General features: G+C 48.1%; 21 protein-coding genes and 3 tRNA genes. 18 read left to right on the forward strand and 6 right to left on the reverse strand.

Annotated elements, in window-relative coordinates:
- Positions 1–192: 192 nt before the first annotated feature.
- Together BDT_RS00395 and BDT_RS00400 are read left to right on the forward strand one after the other, a co-directional pair.
- Positions 193–600, forward strand: a complete 408-nt coding sequence (locus BDT_RS00395; RefSeq protein ID WP_041576739.1) for a DUF333 domain-containing protein — start codon at positions 193–195, stop codon at positions 598–600.
- A gap of 3 nt (positions 601–603) precedes the next feature.
- On the forward strand, positions 604–1,707 hold the full coding sequence (locus BDT_RS00400) for a hypothetical protein (protein WP_015089284.1): 1,104 nt from the start codon (positions 604–606) through the stop codon (positions 1,705–1,707).
- Positions 1,708–1,712: 5 nt separating this feature from the next.
- On the opposite strand, the gene BDT_RS00405 is transcribed toward BDT_RS00400, so the two are convergent.
- Both BDT_RS00405 and BDT_RS00410 read right to left on the reverse strand, forming a co-directional pair.
- Positions 1,713–2,927, reverse strand: coding sequence for a hypothetical protein (locus BDT_RS00405; RefSeq protein ID WP_015089285.1), 1,215 nt, complete (start codon positions 2,925–2,927; stop codon positions 1,713–1,715).
- Positions 2,924–4,165, reverse strand: coding sequence for a hypothetical protein (locus BDT_RS00410; protein WP_015089286.1), 1,242 nt, complete (start codon positions 4,163–4,165; stop codon positions 2,924–2,926). The genes BDT_RS00405 and BDT_RS00410 overlap by 4 nt, the downstream gene beginning before the upstream one ends.
- A gap of 246 nt (positions 4,166–4,411) precedes the next feature.
- On the opposite strand from BDT_RS00410, the gene BDT_RS00415 reads away from it, so the two are divergent.
- The 6 genes from BDT_RS00415 to BDT_RS00440 all read left to right on the forward strand — a co-directional run bounded on the left by BDT_RS00415 (position 4,412) and on the right by BDT_RS00440 (position 9,718).
- Positions 4,412–4,642: a helix-turn-helix domain-containing protein gene (locus BDT_RS00415; protein WP_015089287.1), complete on the forward strand. Its 231-nt coding sequence runs from the start codon at positions 4,412–4,414 to the stop codon at positions 4,640–4,642.
- Positions 4,639–5,952, forward strand: a complete 1,314-nt coding sequence (locus BDT_RS00420; protein ID WP_015089288.1) for a type II toxin-antitoxin system HipA family toxin — start codon at positions 4,639–4,641, stop codon at positions 5,950–5,952. Before BDT_RS00415 ends, BDT_RS00420 begins: the two co-directional genes overlap by 4 nt.
- Before the next feature lie 70 nt (positions 5,953–6,022).
- Positions 6,023–6,490 (forward strand): nucleoside deaminase, encoded by a 468-nt coding sequence (locus BDT_RS00425; protein WP_011162705.1) that lies wholly within the window; start codon positions 6,023–6,025, stop codon positions 6,488–6,490.
- A gap of 58 nt (positions 6,491–6,548) precedes the next feature.
- Positions 6,549–8,585, forward strand: coding sequence for a hypothetical protein (locus BDT_RS00430; protein WP_015089289.1), 2,037 nt, complete (start codon positions 6,549–6,551; stop codon positions 8,583–8,585).
- Positions 8,586–8,640: 55 nt separating this feature from the next.
- Positions 8,641–9,153 carry a preQ(1) synthase gene (queF, locus tag BDT_RS00435; protein WP_041576741.1) on the forward strand — a complete coding sequence of 171 codons (513 nt, stop codon included), beginning with the start codon at positions 8,641–8,643 and terminating at the stop codon, positions 9,151–9,153.
- A gap of 145 nt (positions 9,154–9,298) precedes the next feature.
- Complete coding sequence (locus BDT_RS00440; protein ID WP_041576743.1) at positions 9,299–9,718, forward strand: hypothetical protein; 420 nt, start codon at positions 9,299–9,301, stop codon at positions 9,716–9,718.
- Positions 9,719–9,766: 48 nt separating this feature from the next.
- On the opposite strand, the gene BDT_RS00445 is transcribed toward BDT_RS00440, so the two are convergent.
- A tRNA-Ser gene (locus tag BDT_RS00445) sits at positions 9,767–9,857 on the reverse strand.
- Between the two features lie 142 nt (positions 9,858–9,999).
- Here BDT_RS00445 and BDT_RS00450 point away from each other — a divergent pair.
- From BDT_RS00450 to groL, 7 genes are all read left to right on the forward strand, one after another.
- A tRNA-Arg gene (locus BDT_RS00450) sits at positions 10,000–10,076 on the forward strand.
- Positions 10,077–10,144: 68 nt separating this feature from the next.
- Positions 10,145–10,600 (forward strand): hypothetical protein, encoded by a 456-nt coding sequence (locus tag BDT_RS00455; RefSeq protein ID WP_015089292.1) that lies wholly within the window; start codon positions 10,145–10,147, stop codon positions 10,598–10,600.
- A 57-nt stretch (positions 10,601–10,657) separates the two neighbouring features.
- A tRNA-Asn gene (locus BDT_RS00460) sits at positions 10,658–10,733 on the forward strand.
- Between the two features lie 106 nt (positions 10,734–10,839).
- The gene (locus tag BDT_RS00465) at positions 10,840–11,949 is read left to right on the forward strand and encodes a hypothetical protein (RefSeq protein ID WP_015089293.1); all 1,110 of its coding nucleotides are present in this window, start codon (positions 10,840–10,842) and stop codon (positions 11,947–11,949) included.
- A 188-nt stretch (positions 11,950–12,137) separates the two neighbouring features.
- Positions 12,138–12,644, forward strand: coding sequence for a hypothetical protein (locus tag BDT_RS00470; protein WP_041576745.1), 507 nt, complete (start codon positions 12,138–12,140; stop codon positions 12,642–12,644).
- A 176-nt stretch (positions 12,645–12,820) separates the two neighbouring features.
- Positions 12,821–13,108 (forward strand): co-chaperone GroES, encoded by a 288-nt coding sequence (gene groES / locus BDT_RS00475; RefSeq protein ID WP_038452046.1) that lies wholly within the window; start codon positions 12,821–12,823, stop codon positions 13,106–13,108.
- 61 nt (positions 13,109–13,169) lie between these two features.
- Complete coding sequence (groL, locus tag BDT_RS00480) at positions 13,170–14,810, forward strand: chaperonin GroEL (RefSeq protein ID WP_041576747.1); 1,641 nt, start codon at positions 13,170–13,172, stop codon at positions 14,808–14,810.
- Between the two features lie 124 nt (positions 14,811–14,934).
- Here groL and BDT_RS00485 read toward each other — a convergent pair whose 3' ends face one another.
- Positions 14,935–16,521 carry an outer membrane beta-barrel protein gene (locus BDT_RS00485; RefSeq protein WP_015089297.1) on the reverse strand — a complete coding sequence of 529 codons (1,587 nt, stop codon included), beginning with the start codon at positions 16,519–16,521 and terminating at the stop codon, positions 14,935–14,937.
- A gap of 77 nt (positions 16,522–16,598) precedes the next feature.
- On the opposite strand from BDT_RS00485, the gene BDT_RS00490 reads away from it, so the two are divergent.
- From BDT_RS00490 to BDT_RS00500, 3 genes are read left to right on the forward strand one after another with little or no spacing between them, the layout of a single operon-like run.
- Complete coding sequence (locus tag BDT_RS00490; RefSeq protein WP_015089298.1) at positions 16,599–17,789, forward strand: hypothetical protein; 1,191 nt, start codon at positions 16,599–16,601, stop codon at positions 17,787–17,789.
- Positions 17,790–17,831: 42 nt separating this feature from the next.
- Positions 17,832–18,224: a response regulator gene (locus BDT_RS00495; protein ID WP_015089299.1), complete on the forward strand. Its 393-nt coding sequence runs from the start codon at positions 17,832–17,834 to the stop codon at positions 18,222–18,224.
- Positions 18,211–18,471: a hypothetical protein gene (locus BDT_RS00500; protein ID WP_015089300.1), complete on the forward strand. Its 261-nt coding sequence runs from the start codon at positions 18,211–18,213 to the stop codon at positions 18,469–18,471. The genes BDT_RS00495 and BDT_RS00500 overlap by 14 nt, the downstream gene beginning before the upstream one ends.
- A 99-nt stretch (positions 18,472–18,570) precedes the next feature.
- Here the strand turns inward: BDT_RS00500 and BDT_RS00505 are convergent, their stop codons facing one another.
- Together BDT_RS00505 and BDT_RS00510 are read right to left on the reverse strand one after the other, a co-directional pair.
- Positions 18,571–18,771: a hypothetical protein gene (locus tag BDT_RS00505; RefSeq protein WP_015089301.1), complete on the reverse strand. Its 201-nt coding sequence runs from the start codon at positions 18,769–18,771 to the stop codon at positions 18,571–18,573.
- A gap of 188 nt (positions 18,772–18,959) precedes the next feature.
- The gene (locus BDT_RS00510) at positions 18,960–19,265 is read right to left on the reverse strand and encodes a hypothetical protein (protein ID WP_015089302.1); all 306 of its coding nucleotides are present in this window, start codon (positions 19,263–19,265) and stop codon (positions 18,960–18,962) included.
- Positions 19,266–19,276: the final 11 nt, after the last annotated feature.

Raw genomic sequence — 19,276 nt, forward strand, 5'->3', positions numbered from 1 at the left:
TTCAAATAGGTCTTACCCGGGGTTTGCGCCCCGGCGAATTGAAGCAGGAAGGTGATTGCGATAAGGATTTTCACGGTCCTTAAATCGGCAGAAATTAGGTAATGGTTTATAGGACTTAATGCCAGCTGGCCCTAAGCCCAGATTTAGGCTCGAGACTTCCCTGCTAACCCCATCCATTTACAATGTTTAAATATGAGACAACTTTTATCTTTGTTGATTTCCGCGCTGGTTCTTTTCTTCTCGTCGGCGACAGTTGCATCTGCGATAAAAAAGCTGAAGCTGTTCAACGAAGATAAGAAAAAGTATGAAGTCGTGACGGTAATAGAGTATCAGGGCCTGACCCTGTCATCTACCTGCCAGAAAAACGGCAAGATGAACTGTGATGCGTGGAAGGCAGTGCAAAAAAAGGTGGCTCGGCAGGAAACTGCCAATGTTGGTGTTGTTGGAAATCCGGCCGCCCGCTACTGCTTGGCACAAAATTCCTTGAATCGAATTTTGAAAGATCAGCAGGGCCGTGAGTACGATTACTGCGTGTTCCCGGATGGCTCAGCCATTGACTCTTGGAGCCTTTTTAACAAACACTTTGCAGAGAAGAAATAAGATATGCTCAAAGCACTTTCTTTGATTTTACTTTTTCTTGCGCCTCAGGCCTTCGCGGCATTCGGCATGGATCCGGTTCCTAGAGAACTTCTGAATGACAAGACTGGCGTCCTGGATGTTCCCAATATGCCTCGGGTGCGGTCACAGGATTCTTTGGGAGTTTGTTATTCCTTTGTTGCGGCTACTCTGCTGGATCAGGCTAACTGCGTGACTAACAATGTAGCAGATTGTTCGAAGGTTCCGGATTCTGAAAAAAACTCTCCGCTGGATATGGCTCGTTACAGTGTAGAGTTGCCCGATGAAGTCGACGGTTCGGACCGTTTTAACTATGAGGGCCTGAGCGAAGGCGGGTCTTCCGCACTTGCGATGTACAATGCCTTGAGAACCCAACAAACAGCCAGGGAATCCTGCGCCCCCTTTGATCAGGTGGCGGCCAAAGGTAAAACTCCTCAAGAGACTCAGCAGCTGGAACTGGCGATGTGGAAGAAATTTAAGGACAGCTATGAGGCCCACAAGAAGAAAGCCAAAGAGTGCGCGAACTGCGGCCTGGAATATGCCACCGCGAAAACCCAAGAGCTGAAAGAAAACTACAATCTGAAAGCCTCCAATCTGGAAATTCTGGAAGCCTTTTCTCAAGACACGTACGGAAAGTTCCTAGATCGCCTTTTGGTTCCGGATACGTGCTGGGATTTGAAGAATTCCGTTGGGAACAAGGGCGGTTGGAAGGTGAAGCAGTTCCCGGAAAGCGGTCAGAAGGCCGAATACAATTCTGCCATCGGCAAGATCAAGGAGCTATTGACCAAAAAGCGTCCGGTCAGTTTAGGTTTCTGTGCACAGGAAACGCTGACCGTGAAATCCATGAAGGCTTGTGGAGCCCTCAAGGACCCTGCGGGCAATGATGTTGGCGCGGGCCACGAGATCATTATCAAGGGCTACCGCAAGGTATGTAAGAGTGCTAATGACTGTTATGAAGCGCTGCAAATTCAGAACTCTTGGGGTGAATCTTGGCAAAGCTCCAATAGTGATGGCTGGGTGGATGCAAAAGTACTTTTAAATCGATCCTTCTATGAACCAGGAGCCATGACTTGGCTTGAGCCGAGTCAGTAAAAGAACTACTGGATAATAGAGTTCTTTAAGCCATTCAGCTCAATGGTTCCCAGATTTCCAGGCGACCCGTTTTCTCCATCACGGCCCGGTTTGCCGCTTTGACCGTCTTTTCCTTTTTGCGCAGGCTTACATACTTTCTGCTGATCCAAGGTACCAGGCGCTCCGCCTTTCCCGCCGGGTTTACCCGGGGCTCCGGCGCCACCAAGTCCGCCAGTGCCGGGCATCACGGAAACATTTAATGTAAAATAGGAGTCATCTTTGATTTGAACAAAGAGACTTCCACTATCGCCGCCTCGGACCCCAGCTTCTCCATCTTGTCCGTTGGCGCCGTTTTCTCCATCTTCACCGTTTGAGGGCTGATTGGTGCATCGGATGTTGATGACGCCGCAGCGCTGCTGGCCACTGAAACGGTCTTCCGTGCAGTCTTCATCGCCGTCCCATTCGCCGGGATCTCCGTCAAAACCATTACGTGCACTTGAGAGGCCTCGTGTATGTTCGATTTCTGTGCCGGAGCGTCCGTTCTTGCCTTTGGCACCTTGAAGGTTAATAATTAAGTACCCAGATGCCTTCTTAGCTCGAATTGAAATAGAACCGCCGGATTGCTGGGCACTTGACGTCCAGATATCATTCTGGTCGAAGTTCAATATTCTTGAGTTTCGGCCAACTAATATCTGATTGGCTTCAATCGACAACAAGTACCCGTTGGTCTTTAGGACGGAATCTTCGTTCAAATAAAGCCTTCCAATTTTTAGATTAAGATCCTTCTGCAAAGGATAAAGACCCGAGACCACAATATCTAGGGGTACTTCTATAAGTTTGGTCGCATTTAGAACAAGTACGCCAGCGCTGTTATAGGCAGTGATTGTAAATTTCAGTTTTTTGCCGCCCTCAGCGTCCAAAACAATTCCGGAATGCAAATTTGGAATATTGCTTTCCAAGGCAATGTAGACAACGAGCCCTTCGATAGTTGGATAGTGGATTGAAACAGAGTATTGATTCGCAGTCTTGCCCTCGTGAACTTCAAAATCAAAGTCCTCAAGTTTAATGGTCTGCTTCTTTAAGGCCTCTTGTTTAACGCGCTCAATTTCCGTTACGACTTCTTCGGCTGTAGTACTTTGTTTGGCGTCCTTTTTATCAGCTTTTTTAAAGGCACAGCCAACTCCATTTAAAAGAATGAAAGACAGGAAAGAAGAGGCAAAGAGTAGTTTACTTTGTTTCATAGTGTTCCCAAGTCAAAGATGCGTTGTTTGGCCACATTGGAGTTGATAGTTCCGACCTTCCCATTTATGCCATCTTTTCCGTCGACACCATTAGGCCCCTGGGCACCTTTTTGTCCAGCCTGGGGCTTTTGCGCGCAAGTCCCACGAACTTGTCCTGGGGCGCCGCCATTGCCACCTTCGTGGCCTTGGGCGCCAACCCCTCCTTTGCCGGCTTTTCCCGGCAAAGTGCCTATTTCCAGAGCGAATTGATCGTGCTGCAGCACTGTAACAAGAAGGTTCCCGGTGCTGCCGCCGTCTTGGCCGTTTTCAGCATTGGTTCCAGCAGCACCTGACTTGCCGTTTTGGCCATCGGATGCGGCCTGAACACATACTGTTTCTGCCGGACTGTCGGGAGTTTTTGGGATTCTTTTTGAAACTTCATCCGTTCCATTTGCCCCATCGAGCTGCGGATTGCGCTGGCGAATGATGCCTTTGCTTTTTTCCAACTCGTCACCGTTACGTCCATTGCGCCCGTTAAAGCCGATCATTGCCACACGCAAAGTACCGACTGCCTTGTGAGCATTGATGGTGATACTGGAGTTGAGAGCGTGGAAGTCGTCGGTGGCGTAGTTCTGGGCGCTTTGTGTTCGGATGTGTGCGTGATTTACAAATAGTTTTCCAGAATCAATGGGTCCTTCAAGTAAAAGTGATTTGACTGAAATGCTTAGCAAGTGTCCATTCGTCTGGATAAATGCACCCTCTAATATGTACATTCTGTTGGCTTCCATTTGCATGCCTTTACCTAGATATAGAGGTTTGTCGATGATTGTGTCGACCGGCGCTGTGGTGACGTGGGTATAAACCGAGATTGGTGCACCAAAAGAATCAATGGCTGTAAGCTCAATCTTCTGGGCTTGGCTATGTACTACAGTAATAGTGGCTGTATTGGACCCTGAGACAATTTCTTTAAATTCATTTACAATGATCTGAACCTTAGCCACCTCAGAGGGCCATGAGATGGCCATATTATAGAATCCCATTTCAGCTTCAGTAAAAGTCACCTGCACATTATCAGCGGTCAACTGCCCATTGAAAGCTTCTTTGGCGCGCTCAGTTTTGATTTGCTCAATGACGTCGGTTGGAGTTTCACCGGGTTTGGCTTTCGGGGCATTGTCCTTTTTAAAGGCACACCCAGGCCCATTGAGAAGCACAAACGCGAACAACCACAAAATTGTAAAGCCGGCTTTTTGGTGTTTCATAATCTGAAGTTATAACCTATTGGTGTGGGGACCTCTATATTCCAGCTCTGGGCGGGGAAATCTTATATCCGGGCTCTGAAAATGGCTAAAAGATAGACAAGTTTGGATAGACCAGATTAAAAAAATAAATCTCCCTTCAGGGAGATTTATTAGATCTTCCCCTGAACAAAGGCCCAAATTCTCCCTAAAGGGAGAATTTGATACCAATGCCTCAGACTTTAGGTAGAATCTCCCTAGGGGGAGATTATGGCCATCAAATCGATTAAAAGCACCAAGGACCTCTCTCTGCTATTGAAAGCGAGAAGAGAAGAACTGGGAATTTCTCAGGCCGAACTGGCTCAGCTCTGCAATCTTTCCGTGAACGGTATCAGCAAACTAGAAAGCAATAAAGACGGCAGCCGAGAAGTAAAACTTTCGACGCTTTTTAAGCTCGGAAAATTTTTAGGCTTTGAACTGGCTCTGAAGGTCGAAGAATGAAGTCACTTAATGTGTTTTTTCAAGACATCCTGGTGGGACGCCTTCTTCAAAGCGAAGATCTCACCTATTCGTTTTCGTACTCCCAGCAGTGGCTAGGTTATAAAAATAAGTTCTCGCTTAGTTTGGCGATGCCATTGCAGGCAGAGCCCTTTGGTAATCGCATCACTTTATCATTCTTTGAAAATTTATTACCTGAAGGAGGCGTTCGAGAGGCAATCGCCAGATCTCGTCAAACACAAGGTCCCTACGAGTTTTTAAAAGAATATGGAGAAGACTGCGCCGGAGCGGTGATTATCAGTGGTAAAGAAAAATCCCCATACAATCCGGCCTTAGAATCCAAGAATGTTCCGATTAATATGGAGAGAGTCTACGACGCTATTGAGAATCATCATTCTGTTGCGCACGTAATAGCCGAACTTGAACCTGGGTATCTTTCATTGGCCGGCGCTCAAGATAAATTTCCGGCGATATATGCCGACGGGATCTTTTTTTTGCCGGATAATGCTGGCCCCACGACCCATATCATCAAAGTTCCCATCAATCGCCAGGGCATTAAAGAGTCCGTTTTTAACGAGTACTATTGTATGCAGCTGGCAAGTCTTTGTGGTTTCAACATTCCGGTAAATCAGATTGTTTACAGCGGCAAGCATCCTCTTTTTGTGATCGAAAGATATGATCGGGAAAAAGACAGAAAGGGTGTAGTTCGTCGAATTCACCAACAGGATTTTTGTCAGGCTCAAGGCTTCACCAGCGAAAAAAAATACGAAAGTAAAGGCGGACCTTCTATTTTAGACAATTATAAATTGATCGTTGATAATGTGACAATCAAGGAGCGCCTTCGAAGTACTTATGCCTACCTAGACTGGATTTGCTTTAATCTGCTTATTGGGAATAATGATTCGCATTCAAAAAATATCTCCTTCTTGCTGAGGGATAATAGAATTGAACTTGCCCCCTTTTATGATCTGGTGTCGACTGCTCTCTATCCGAGTTTAAATCGTCAATTTTCTTTTAAAATTGGTGGTCGGGACGAGTATTCGCAGATTGGCAAAAATCAATTCGCCGAACTTGATCGAGAACTTGGTTTGAAGGTTGGTACTATGGCCGATCGAATGAAGCACACCTATCAAAATATCAATGCTCATAAAGACGATCTTGCGAAAAATATTACAGAGATGTTTAGCGAAGTGCGAATAGTAAGTCGAATCTCTGAGCTTATCGAGCATCGTGCCAAGGGCTTTTCCCAGCAAGGGGTTGAACTTTTATTTTCACCTATTAGTCCGTTTGCGGCGGGTTCTATTAAGAAATGAGCCCTTCTTAAATTTGGACGCCATGCCTCAACTTGACTAACTCCATGAGTCCCCATAAATTCGTCGGCCTATGAACAAAGAATTTATGTTAAGAGCCATCGAGCTTTCCAGAAACAACATGCGTGCCGGCGCAGGCGGTCCTTTTGGGGCAGTCATTGTTAAAGACGGCAAAATCATCGGTGAAGGTTGGAACAAAGTGACTTCCTCCAACGACCCGACCGCGCATGCTGAAGTTTCTGCTATCCGCGACGCTTGCTCCAAAATCAGTAATTTTGAACTGGCTGGTGCGGAAATCTATACAAGCTGCGAACCTTGTCCAATGTGCTTGTCTGCCATCTACTGGGCCCGCATTGAAAAGATTTATTACGGCAACACCCGTAAAGACGCCGCTGAAATCAACTTCGACGACGACTTCCTTTATCAGGAAATTCCAAAAGACCTCAAAGACCGCAAAGTACCCATGGTTCAATGCGCTCACACAGAAGCATTGGAAGTTTTCAAAGAGTGGGACAGTAAGACCGACAAGGTTCCGTACTAAAGCCCAGTAAATAGTTTTGGGACTGCAGTCCCATTCACAAGTCAGAGAGAATAAAGGAATGAAAGCACTTTCATTCCTTTTTCTTTTTTTGAGCGTTGTTGTCTCTTTGTCCTGCCAGCACAAGGAAAAACAAATCCCCCGCGATATCGCTTCTCTTCAAGCCAATGGCGGCATGGAAGGTATTTGGTTCTTGCAAGGAACTTCCTCCACCCGCGGGCCTTATAATGGTGAGCTGGAACTGCGCAAGGCATCCGATGGAACTTTTGATGTGGTTCGCGTGGTCACCTATATCAATTACTTCTTTGATGGTTTGAAAGTGCAGGAAGTTTGGACCGGAAAGGCCGTGGCCACGCATGATTCCCTGACGATTTCCTATGACCTCCGCCAGGGTGATTTCATCACAAAGCTTGGCAATCAAAAGCGAGATCCGTCGGACTTCGATGCTCCGATCACGGTGCTTTCTCGCTATGTGGTGACTCCGAATGGCCTTGCGACTCACTATGCAGATAAAAAAGTTTCTAACTACAACGAATGGATCACCACCCGTCGTGATCTTGAAGCGCAACCGTTGTGGGTGAATCAGCGCCAGACCATCAGTGCCCAGGGACCGAAAGTTCCTCTGGTGGTTCGTGGCGTGATCAATCTTTTCAAAAAAGACATTGGTTACGAAAAAGATCCTTTGGTGAAGTCCTACAAAAACCGCCCCGAGTATAAAAACGAAAATCCGTACATCGTTTTTGATCCCACGGACTTCCAGTTCTATCGCAACAACAAGGATGTGATTCGTGTCACCAACAAGATCGTCGATGACATCAGCATCACCGAAGCGGCGGTGAAACGAAATGCCTATGCTCCGACGTTAGAGGAAAAAGCCAACAGCTATGACAAAAACACCCGCGATTTCCATATCAATGAAGCCGGCATGGTCGCGCACGCCGTGCTGGACGAAAACGGAAGACTGTTGAACTATTCCTTTGATGGGGATGCCGCCCTGTGGACGGGAATGTATCTGGGCTCTCAGGCGATGCGCTATCTGAAAACCAAGGACAGCGAAGCCTTGGACAACGTGAAAAAGTCCCTGCGCGGTCTGATGACTTTGATGGAGATCACCAATGATCCGCAGCAATTCGCGCGCACGTTGGCGCTGTACAATCCCGCCCAGCCGGTTCCGGCCAAGTGGCATCGAGGTGAAGGCAAGTTCCAGCACTTGATCTGGCTTGAAGGCGGCAACAACGACATGATCAAAGGGATCACTCACGGCTTCTTGTGGGCCGGAATGGTGCTGCCACAAAGTGAAACCGAACTTTGGAAAGAGCTTCGTGCCAATTCCCGCAAGCTGATTGATCTGCAGGTTGTGAACGACAAATCCCAGAACCGTCCGGCGGCGTTGGGACTGGCAGCCTGGCTGACAAATGATGCCTCTTTCAAAGAGCAGTACATCAAGTATTATGACAAGATTAAAACCAAGGTGACTGGTTACAGCTTCGACACCACTTTCTACTGGCATGGATCTGCGGACTGGAGTGGGATCAATTTGGGGTTGGTGGGTGATATCACCGACATCACGCTGGCAGACCTGCTGGGTCAAAGTAAAATCCGCGATCAGTTGCGCGAGCGCCTGATGGATGCCTGGGTGACCTATTCCCCGGCGCAAAGACATTTGCAAACACTGGTGGCTTACGGCTTTGCTTATAAACACGGAACCCGTGGTGGGAACTTCCGATCTGAAAGCAGCGAAGCGCAGTTTAATGCTTCGTTGAACCAGGCCGCTTGGGGTCTTCGTGAAATCCCGTATCCGCGCCCGAATCTGGATGTGACGATCGATCATTCATTGCGCCCGGATTGGTGCATGTCTCCGATTCCAAGGTTGTTCTGGAAGTCCCTGAAAAAGCCGGAACCACCGGTCAGCTACTTCTATCAGGGTTTGTATAATTATCCGGTATTTGAGCTGCAGGCCTTCACCAGTAACTTTGTCTGGAAAGACGGGGCCTTCCTGTATCAGGATTCTCACCGAAAAGGTGTGGAAAACTCAGGGGTGGATTACCTGTATGGCTACTGGCTGGCTCGTTACATTGGCGCCACCAATATCAACTAGGTGCCTGTAAAAGATACCGTTGCTAATCATGGGGATATCTCTTAAAAAGGTCCCCATGAAAAAGAAAAACGGCCGTGATTCCAAAGAGCTTGCTGATTTCGCCTTGGGTGAAATTCAGACCCACTATCCAGAAACATATGCTCCAGAAGTTCTGGAGGCCTTTGACAACAAAAACCCGGGCAAGATCGCCTGGACAACTTTTGTGTGCACTGAATTCACGTCGTTGTGCCCTAAGACCCGTCAGCCGGATTTCGCAAAGATCTTTATCAACTACATCGCTGACAAGAAAATGGTCGAATCCAAATCCCTGAAACTGTATCTGTTCAGCTTCCGTAACCACGGGGACTTCCACGAAGACTGCGTGCAGACCATCTGTGATGATCTGGTGAAGTTGATGAAGCCCAAATACATCGAAGTTATCGGCGAGTTTACTCCGCGCGGGGGGATTGCGATTTACCCTTACGCGAACTATGCGGCGAAAGATAAGTTCTTCCAGGATCTTTATAAAAAGCGCATGAGCGAATACGCTCCGGGTAAGTACTCTATGGAGCTTTCAAAGCTCTACTAAGCACATACATCAATTTTGAATTCAAAAGGCTCTGTCAGGATTTTTGACAGGGCCTTTCTTTTTTTCGGACACGTGAGTTGCTAAGGCAAGAATTAGTGGGCTGCAGTAGTATGGCGTCGATAATAACTATTTTGTGGAGTCCAAGATGAAGAAATTTGCCCTTGTTTCGTTGATGATGTTTTTTGCGACCGCTTCCCAGGCTTCCGAGATGGGAACTTACACTCTTAACAAATCCCGCTCTTTGTTTAGTGGCGCTCAAGTGTTTCAATTGGAACTGTCCGAAGGCTTTCAAATGAGCTTTACCAGCAAGGAACTGGGTCATTGCAGTACCAGTAAAAAGCTGACGAACACCAACTATGTTTATGCTTTGGCAGAGGGCCCTGGCATGGCCGAAAATCTTTGGGGCACCGTTTTCTGCGATAACAAGCAGTGGTTCACGGTTTATCTGAAAGTCAAAGGCGGTTATTTGCCAGGGTCGGGCGAGACAGTTTCTGGTAACTTAAGAATTTCGGATTCTTCTTTTGATGAAGTTTTTGAAGCCAAAGTAGCAATTACGAAACACTAGATAAGTAACGCCCAGAAACACAAAAACCTGCTCGAAGGCAGGTTTAAGTGGCGGAGAAGGAGGGATTCGAACCCTCGGTACACTTTTGGTGTACGAGCATTTAGCAAACGCTTGGTTTCAGCCACTCACCCACCTCTCCGCGGTCGGTTTTCTCGACTGAGGATCCAAATTGCCATAGCCCAGCCCGTTAATCAAGGTCTTGCCTCGACTCTTTTTGTAAAATTATCAAGAATGCTTGATTTTTCCCTGGCCGCAGTCTATCTATACGTCTCTTTCTCAGTGCACTCGTAGCTCAGCTGGATAGAGTACTTGACTACGAATCAAGTGGTCAGAGGTTCGAATCCTCTCGAGTGCACCATTTTTTCCCTCTTTTTACTTCCCATGTTATAGCTAGCCAGTTTCAACTCGCCGAGTTACGTTTGAGCGATGAAAAGCACGTTTTATCTTAAAATCGGCATGATGGTTCTGGCTCTGGTGGGTGTCTTCTATGGCATGAAGGCCCTGGACGGCGGCGCTTTAGAAGACAAAGCCTCGGACCCGCAAAGCGCGCTGGGTCTTCTGATCGGCAGCGACTATCGCCCTTTGAACTGGTGCCCGGAAAAAGCCCCTAAAGTGGAGATTTTTGACCAAACCGGCACCGTGATTAAAACCTTGGAAAAACCTGAAGACATCAGCTCTGTCTGTGAAATCATGATGGGGGCCTTTTCCATGGAAGGCATTGAGGAAAGCTCATTTAAAAAGAGCCTAGCTGCCCACGGCGGCTCGGCCGGAGAAATCGTGATCCTGGAACAGGTTCCGGGAAAGCCGGTTTTCCGCGTCAAAGGGATGCCCTTTAGTTCTCCGATGCTTTCCAAGGCTTTGGATAGGCTTGCAGCCCCTTAAGATTATTTCTGTTTGACAAGAACCGCCCAAAGCCGCTAATTTAGCCCTTCACCGAGTTCAGAAGTAGCTCAGTCGGTAGAGCAAGCGGCTGTTAACCGCTGGGTCGGGGGTTCGAGTCCCTCCTTCTGAGCCAATCTTTTTTAGATTGTGATTAAGAAAACCAAGTCCATAAGACTTGGTTTTTTTATTTTTAAGGCCCGTAAAGTTCGATAGCATGAAACTCTGACGAGGAGTTCATCATGAAGCTTTGGGTTTTCAGCGCGTTGATTCTTCCCATCCAGGTTTTGGCTTCCCCGCCAGCTTTTCAAGAGTCCGTTGCTAGCATTAATCCGCATTTAAAAAAATCCGCTAAATTTGAAGTTCCGGCAGCCAACGACAAAGACCTGTATCTTCGCATGGAAAAAGCGCTGACGTCGGAAAATCCCGAGCAGTCTTTGCGCACTTTGGCTGAAGAAGGTGACTTCACGACGTGTTCAGCTTTTCAGGCAACAACCTCTTCGGGGTTGCTGCCGATGACGGGGCTTTTGGATATTTCAAAAAAACTGAATGACGAGGCCATCACTGCCAAATCCTGGGAACAAAGTCTGAAACTTGCAAATCTGTGGTGGCACTTTGGTAATTGTGAAATGCCAGTGATTACCGGGCAAATCGGCATGGCGCTGTTGAAAGATTCACTGATGGAAATGGCGAAACTTTCCAAGGAAAACATGAGCGATGAAGACCGCACCAAGTTGTCGGAACTAAAGCGCAACATCAAGGACTGGAGCCCTTCAGCCCATCTGGAAAAAGAATTCCGATTTGAAATGGCTTTAACCCCCGCTTTGCTGCTGCCAGAGCTGAAATCCGGAAAGTTTGAATTTAACAAAGAAGAGCTTGAGGAAAGTTCAGAAGAAACTGCGTTGGTTGGATTTCCGGGTCTGATCAAGCTTCTTTATCCGGAAGGCTATGGCGCCTTTGACTGGAATGAAGGGGCAAAGCCCGTGGCCGCAGTGATAGATCAGATCAAGGGCGCAAAAAATCCTGCCGCAGCGATGGGAAAAGCCGTCGACGAACAGGAGGCAAAATATATTAAGTCCTTCCATGAAGAACTAAAGCTGCGCGACCAGGGTGTGAAGTCCGTAAAGGATCTTATGAAAGATGCCAAAGCCACCGAGCTGATTGCGACTTTGCAAAAAGACGAAGAGCTGCTGAAAGCAAAACGCGAGCTTGCGCAAAACTATAAAGACAAATCCGCCTTCATGATGGCGGTGTTGGTGTTTAAGCTGACGACGCCGAATTTTTCCAAGTCCATTGATAAGAAAGCGCAGACCCTGCACAAGGATCTGATCCGCCTGAGCAAGCCGCTGTAGCCGTCACAGGGCCCAATCCGGGCCCTGCTTTGTATCAATTTCCTGTAAAGCCTATTTTGTCTCAATGTGACCCAATTGGGCCCCTCTTAGGGGTCCAAATCGTTTATATTGCAAATGAGCCATCTTTCGCCGGGCATAGCCTTTGTATTATGGGGACTTGGAATTATCGGACGTCTGCTGGAGGACTCATGCGCCTTATTAAATATCTGCCCCTTGTCGCCTTTTGGAGCCTGACGGCTTTCACAATGAAAGCTGGCGCCGAAGTGAAGAGCTATCGGGAGTGGAAAACTGAAAGAGTTCAACAGGCTCAAGTCAAAGTAACGACTTTGAAGACCCAGATCGACGCCCGTAAAGGCATCCGCCTGGCAGCGGCCGGTACGGACCCCAATATGGTTCACCGCGGGGGCTTGGAGGCAGTGGCTTCTCAGGATATCTCTGTGGAAAAGCTGGAACGCGAACTTCGTGAGGAAATCTATGACCTTGAGGTCGCCAAAGACCTGTCCGTGACGGACTATTTCGTGGGTTATCTCACCAAGGTTCAGGATAAAAAGACCGCTTTTAATGAAGTGGCCGGTAAATTGTCCCCGGAAGAGGTCGCCGAGCTGATGACGGCCTATGCGAACTCGGTTTTCGGGGCGCATTCTTCGGACCTTCCAGTCAGCGCAAATAACTTTGGCAAAGACGGCATTAAGTAAGCCTTTGTAAATCCTCAGTAAGCTCTAATCTTTATTCGGTGCGCCATTGAATTTCTATTCAGAAAAATGGAGCCCCTGACCTTGACTCTTTTCACAGCCGATTCATATTAGCTTCCGTATATAAATCATTTAAATAATGAGTTTTAAAACGGAGGCTCACAATGGCTAAGAACGAAATTGGCGTTCGCCCACTTCACGACAGAATTCTAGTTCGCAGAATGGCGGAAGAAGAAAAAACCGCTGGCGGTCTTTTCATCCCTGACACAGCAAAAGAAAAACCACAAAAAGGCGAAATCATCGCGACTGGCAAAGGCCGCGTGACTGAAGATGGCAAGATCCTTCCATTGGAAGTTAAAGTTGGCGATAAAGTTCTTTTCGGCAAATACGCTGGAACTGAATTGAAACTGGATGGCGCAGAATACCTGATGATGCGCGAAGAAGACATCCTGGGCGTATTCAACTAAATCAATTTTTTAAATATCTACTCTGGCGAAGGCCGGAGTGAATCAGATAACGGAGACAATCATGAGTAAAGTAATCACATTCTCAGAAGACGCTCGTACACACATCCTTAAAGGTGTGAACACTCTGGCGAACGCAGTAAAAGTAACTTTGGGACCTAAAGGTCGCAACGTTGTTATCGACAAATCTTTCGGTTCCCCACTGATCACTAAAGACGGTGTGACTGTTGCGAAAGAAATCGAACTTGAAAACAAATTCGAAAACATGGGCGCTCAGATGGTTAAGGAAGTTGCTTCCAAAACCAACGACGAAGCTGGTGACGGTACAACTACTGCGACAGTTTTGGCTCAGGCTATCTACCGTGAAGGCGCGAAACTTGTTTCCGCTGGTCACAACCCAATGTCCATCAAACGTGGTATCGACAAAGCAGTGGCTATCGTTATCGACGAATTGAAAGCGATGTCCAAGCCGGTAAAAGGTTCCAACGAAGTAGCTCAAGTTGGTGCTATCTCTGCAAACAATGACAAAGAAATCGGTCAAATGTTGGCAGATGCTATGGATAAAGTGGGCCGTGAAGGCGTTATCACTATCGAAGAATCCAAAACTGCAAAAACTGAAGTGACTGTAGTTGAAGGTATGCAATTCGACCGTGGTTACCTTTCTCCGTACTTCGTAACCAACGCAGAAAGAATGGAAGCGGTTCTTGAGAACGCTTACGTTCTTGTTTACGACAAAAAAATCTCTTCCATGAAAGACATGATCGGTATCCTTGAAGGCGTTGCAAAACAAGGCCGTCAATTGTTGATCATCGCTGAAGACGTCGAAGGCGAAGCATTGGCAACTTTGGTTGTTAATAAATTGCGCGGCACTCTTCACATCGCTGCGGTTAAAGCTCCGGGCTTCGGTGACCGTCGTAAAGCCATGCTTGAAGACATCGCGATCCTGACTGGCGCGAAAGTGATCTCTGAAGACGTTGGTTTGAAACTTGAGGCGGCGACTGTTGCTGACCTTGGTGTTGCAAAACGCATCGTTGTAGACAAAGACAACACAACAATCATCGATGGCGCTGGTAAAAAGAACGACATCAATGGCCGTGTTGGTCAGATCAAAGCTCAGATCGAAGAAACTTCCTCTGACTATGACAAAGAAAAACTGAAAGAGCGTCTGGCTAAATTGGCTGGCGGTGTTGCAGTTATCCACGTTGGTGCTCCTTCAGAAGTTGAGATGAAAGAGAAAAAACACCGTGTAGAAGACGCTTTGAACGCGACTCGCGCTGCGGTTGAAGAAGGTATCGTTGCTGGTGGTGGTACTGCTTTGCTTCGTGCTTCCACTAAAGTTGATAAATCCAAATTCTCTGAAGAAGAGCAATTCGGTGCGACTATCATCAAACGTGCTTGCGAAGAGCCAATCCGTCAAATCGCGGCTAACGCTGGTTTGGATGGCGCGATCGTTTTGGATCGTATCCTTCAAAACAAATCCGTTTCCTGGGGCTTCAACGCTTACTCTGACGAATACACTGATCTGATCAAAGACGGTGTTATCGATCCAGTTAAAGTTGTTCGTTGCGCTTTGACGAACGCGGCTTCCGTTTCTTCTTTGATGCTGACTACAGAGACTATGATCGCTGAAGCACCTAAGAAAGAATCTGCAGCTCCTGCAATGCCAGGCCACGACGGCATGGGCGGTATGGGTGGCATGATGTAATGAGCTTAGCCTACGGCTAAGCCATTACACCCCGCCGAAGCTATCAGCGACGGCGGGTTACTGCTTCAAAAAACAAAAGCCTGGGCTATAACCCAGGCTTTTTTTATTTTTAAATTAGACGGTCTTAGAACAGATACTGAACCCCGCCAAACAACGTCGTCATCTTGTGACTGGTGCTTGTTGCTCGGGTCGCACCCGAGAAATCCGTGCTGTAATTTTCAATCATCAGTTCGCCGCGAATCTTGAATCGCGTCTTCATTTTATAATCCATAAAGAAGCTGAAGGAATTGATCTTGCTGTCGGATCCTGAACCGCTGTCCTGGGATTCGCTCATGCCGGGATTCATATAGAAATCAAAGCGTCCGCCGATATCCACAGGGATTTCCTCAGACAGCGGGAACTGACCCGCCAGGCTGATCAGGAAGCCGCTATAGTCCATGCTGGTGAACGTGGTGGGCGTGCTGCCATCCACGGTGAACTTGGTCGTCATGTAACCCGCACCGATTTGCAGCTTCGGACCGAAGAAGTCATTGGTCAGCAGGAAGTTATAGCCTGCATTCACGCCGTATTGGCCCACAGACATGTTCAAAGACGAAGGGGAGCTTCCGGCCTGGTTATTATCAACCGAGAACACAGACTGGCGCAGGTGAACGCCCATGTACCATTCCGGGTTCAGCCACAATTCACCACGCACCAGGATATTCGGAGCGAAGTTGTTGCTGCCACTCACCGACTCTGGCGTCGTCAGGCTGGTGTTTTGGGTGTAGTTGCCAAAGCCCGCCATCAATTCGACTTTACCGAACTGTGGAGGCATTGTCGGCAGCCATTCCGTCGGTTCCTCACCGAATGCCACGTCTTTGTCCGGACGGGTGCTGATGTCCTGCAAAACTTTTCCGGAAGGAGTGGTGATGGGGGTTGAGTACTTCACAAACTCGTCCGGCATTACTTTGGATCCGACGGCGATCACGCCCGGATCTTTTTCCATTTCGACGTAACCAAAGCTCATGAACGGTTCAACTTTGAAAAGTTTCACGCGACCCAGAACCTCTTTTTCGGTGCTGACCATGAATTTTAGTTTTGGATGACGGTTGATCTTGATGATCTGAACCACGGACACGCGGCTGTCAGGTTTAAGCCCGTAATTGCTGCCCAGATTCAGGGTCACCTGCTGGCCACGGCGGCTTAAGATGGTGGCTCTGAAAGGCATGCGGTACTTTAGATTTTCAAACAGGCGGTGGACTTCGTTTTTGATTTCCGCAGTTTCAAAACCTTTGTAGTCATTCAGGGATTCCTGCAGCAGCGGCAGGCCTTCGCGGCCCACAAACAAAGTCAGCGTGATGGAAATCCCGCGGGGACCACGGATGATTTTTGAAGTCAGGGCTGCTTCGCTTTGCGTGGATTGCAAAACGGTTTGAACTTCCGACGGGTTTTCATCCAGGGTTTCAGATTTGATTTTCAGATCTTTTGGAAAGTTGGACAAAGACCACTGCTTGTCTTCGTTTAACAAAGTTCTTAGTTCTTCTTCAGCGGGTTTTGCATAAATGCCGCCCACATTGTCAGTGGTTGGAACCAGCACGATGGATTTGATGGCAAGATCTTGGTCGGCAGCGCTGACGTAAACGTTCTGGGCATTGGTCTGGGCCCACGCAGTCGGGCTGATTGAAATGAAACAGGACGCGACGAAGAGAGAACTCAGCAAGAATGATTTCATAAATTTATTCTGCCCTGCCTCTGAAAACAGGTCAATTTGACGTCAAGTAATACGGACCGAAAGCCGAAAGATTTCTTATGAAGTCTTCATTTTCCTTTCTGATTTTTGCAGCTCTTTTTGCTTCCGCCTTTCCGGCAAAGGCCCAAGTTGGTCTGGAAGGTTTTTCTTCCGGGCGCTATGAAGTTCGTAAAGCCAACAAGCGCAGTCCAGCGTCTGAAACAGAAGCAACTCCGGTGATCACTGATTCCGACGGCGTGGCGGTCAGAACCCTGAAGACCAGCGAGCTTGAGGCCGAGAAAAAGGCTGAAGCCGAAAAGAAGGAAAAGGAACTGGCAGCCAAGAAGGAAGCTGAAGCCAAGGCAGTCGCTGAAGCTCAAGCCGCGGCAGCAGCGACAGCTGCGCCTGCGGTTCCCGCAGCCGCGCCAAAAGTGGCGGGTGCTGAGACCTCGTCTGAAGTCGAGGAGCCCACCATCAGCGAGCAGGCCGAGAGCCTTTTTTCTGACAAAGCTTCCAAGATCTTTGAATTTTACCGTGAGCAAATCCACGAAGACGACATTCGCAACAACCGCCTGGAGCTGGATGTGATGCCGGTGGTGGCTTACAATGATTCCCAGTCCAATTACACATTCCGTGACTATCAGAGCTTCTTTAATGCGCTGAAGATTCGCACCAATGTTTGGTTCACGCCACTTATTGGTGTGAGCGGACAGATTCTATTCTCGTTTGCAGCGGATGTGGACTCTATCCAGGCTGATCAGTCCCGGGTTTCGGCAAAGTATGAATTTGTCGATCTGGGTTTGAACTTCCGTAAGTTCTTCGGCGTTTCCCGTAAATCCAATTCATTGGAATTTTCTTTGTTGTTCAGTGATAACAAGATGACCGTTCCAAGTGACAACACCTCCCGAGCCCGTCTTAAAACTCAAGGGTTGGGTGTGGGTCTGAAAGCGCGCATTCCGACGTCTGCGAACTATGCCTGGACTCTGGGGGGCAGCTTCTTTCCGCGTCTGCAGCATTCTGAAAGTGCCACGGGTGTAAATATCCAGTCCGGCGCTTCGGAAGAAAGCGTGCGCATTGGTTTGGATGTCGGTGGTGAATGGAAGTTCACCCGCGAAAGTCAGATGATCTGGAGCTTGGGTGCTTCGGCTGAAAGAAACGTCTTCGACGGTGCCGCCGGCCTGCCAGACCCTGGTACAGGTTTGACTCCGAACAATGTCAGCGTGACCAATTCGCTTTATATGTTCTCACTGGGCTATCGTTGGGGTCACTAAAATCCACTCACAAAATAGCCTGCTAAATTCTATACTGGCGGTATGAAGATTCGTTTTGCTGTAATTGATGATGCCGCCTTCTTGCGTGAACTTATCAAAAATCTTGTGACCTCTGAAGGAGGCCTTTGCGTCGGCGAGGCTGCCAACGGGGACGAGGCGGTAGCGCTGGTGTCAGCGACTCTGCCCGATCTGGTATTTTTGGATATGGTCATGCCTCTTCGTAATGGCATCGAAACCGCAAAGATTCTGAAAGAGCTTCATCCCGAAATCAAGATCATCGGTTGTTCCACAATCGATCAGGAAGCTCTGGTGCAGAAAGCCTTCGAGGCGGGCTTTGATGCTTATCTGCCAAAACCATTCAGCAAAGAACAGCTTTTAAAAGAAATCACAAAAGTATTACCGCATCTGGGAGAATCCACTCATGGAAGAACTTAAATTTGTATTCAAATGTTTTGCTGCAACGGCCTTGCTGATTGTTTTGATGCAGGTGAAAGTGGGCGGCGATTCGATTGAATCTCATTCTTTCCGCTGGTTGCAGAAATCCACGGTGTCTCAGTATATTCAGAGTGCGGCAGCCGGTGGTGCCATGGCGATCAGAAATCTGGGTCGTTCATTGGGTGATGGCGTGGCCAGCACGGTGGACGGATTCCAGGAAGGCGCTCACGAAAAAGCAATTCGCTAGTACACCCTGCCCTTTTAAAAAAGGGGAAGGGAGAGCGACTGTAAGGGGGGGATAGTCACTCTCCCTAGGGGGCATATTCAATTCAAGCCTGGGCGTGGATTAGTTCCAGCCTTTGCTTGTTTTCTCTTTGGAAGTCTTCGTCGAAGTGTCTTTAGCAACCTTCGCTTTAAACTCCTGCTTGAACGCCGTCGTGGAATGACGACCGCTCGCGCTGTTGTTTTTGCAAGAAACACCGGTGTTCGCCATTGCCACAGAGGCGATCAAAGACATAGCAATAGTGGCTTGTACGATTTTCTTCATAAAACTCTCCTTTATCTATACACACTTAAAAACATCATTAAGAACTCATAGAGCTCTATTGCATCGCGTGTGCCAGTTTTTTTGTCTCAGGATGAGACGAATCGGAGGGTTTCAGGGCAAAAAAAAGGGCTTTGGATGTCCAAAGCCCTTTTGTGTAAGGCGAGTGTCAGGTTTCTAGACAGATCAGATTACTGTCTTCCGGTGCTGGTTTTCTCAGATCCACCAGGGGTCGCGCTGGAGCCCTTGACTTCACGGGAAACGGTGTCGTCATGACGACGGGAGCCTTTACCAGTGGTGGCGCCTGTACGGTAGGCGATACATTCACGGCAGTCACCCAAAGCCGATGTGGTGGCTTCAAATGGAGTCGATCTGAAGGCCTCATTCGGGTCTTCGCCTGGATTAGCCGGGCGGTTGGCATTTTCGTCAGCAGAGGCTGTTCCCGCGAAGGAGAAGCCCAGGGTCAGCAAGATGGAAAGAACCAAGAGTCTTTTCATATAATCACCTT

It is taken from the genome of Bdellovibrio bacteriovorus str. Tiberius (genome assembly GCF_000317895.1).
Lineage (GTDB): Bacteria > Bdellovibrionota > Bdellovibrionia > Bdellovibrionales > Bdellovibrionaceae > Bdellovibrio > Bdellovibrio bacteriovorus_F.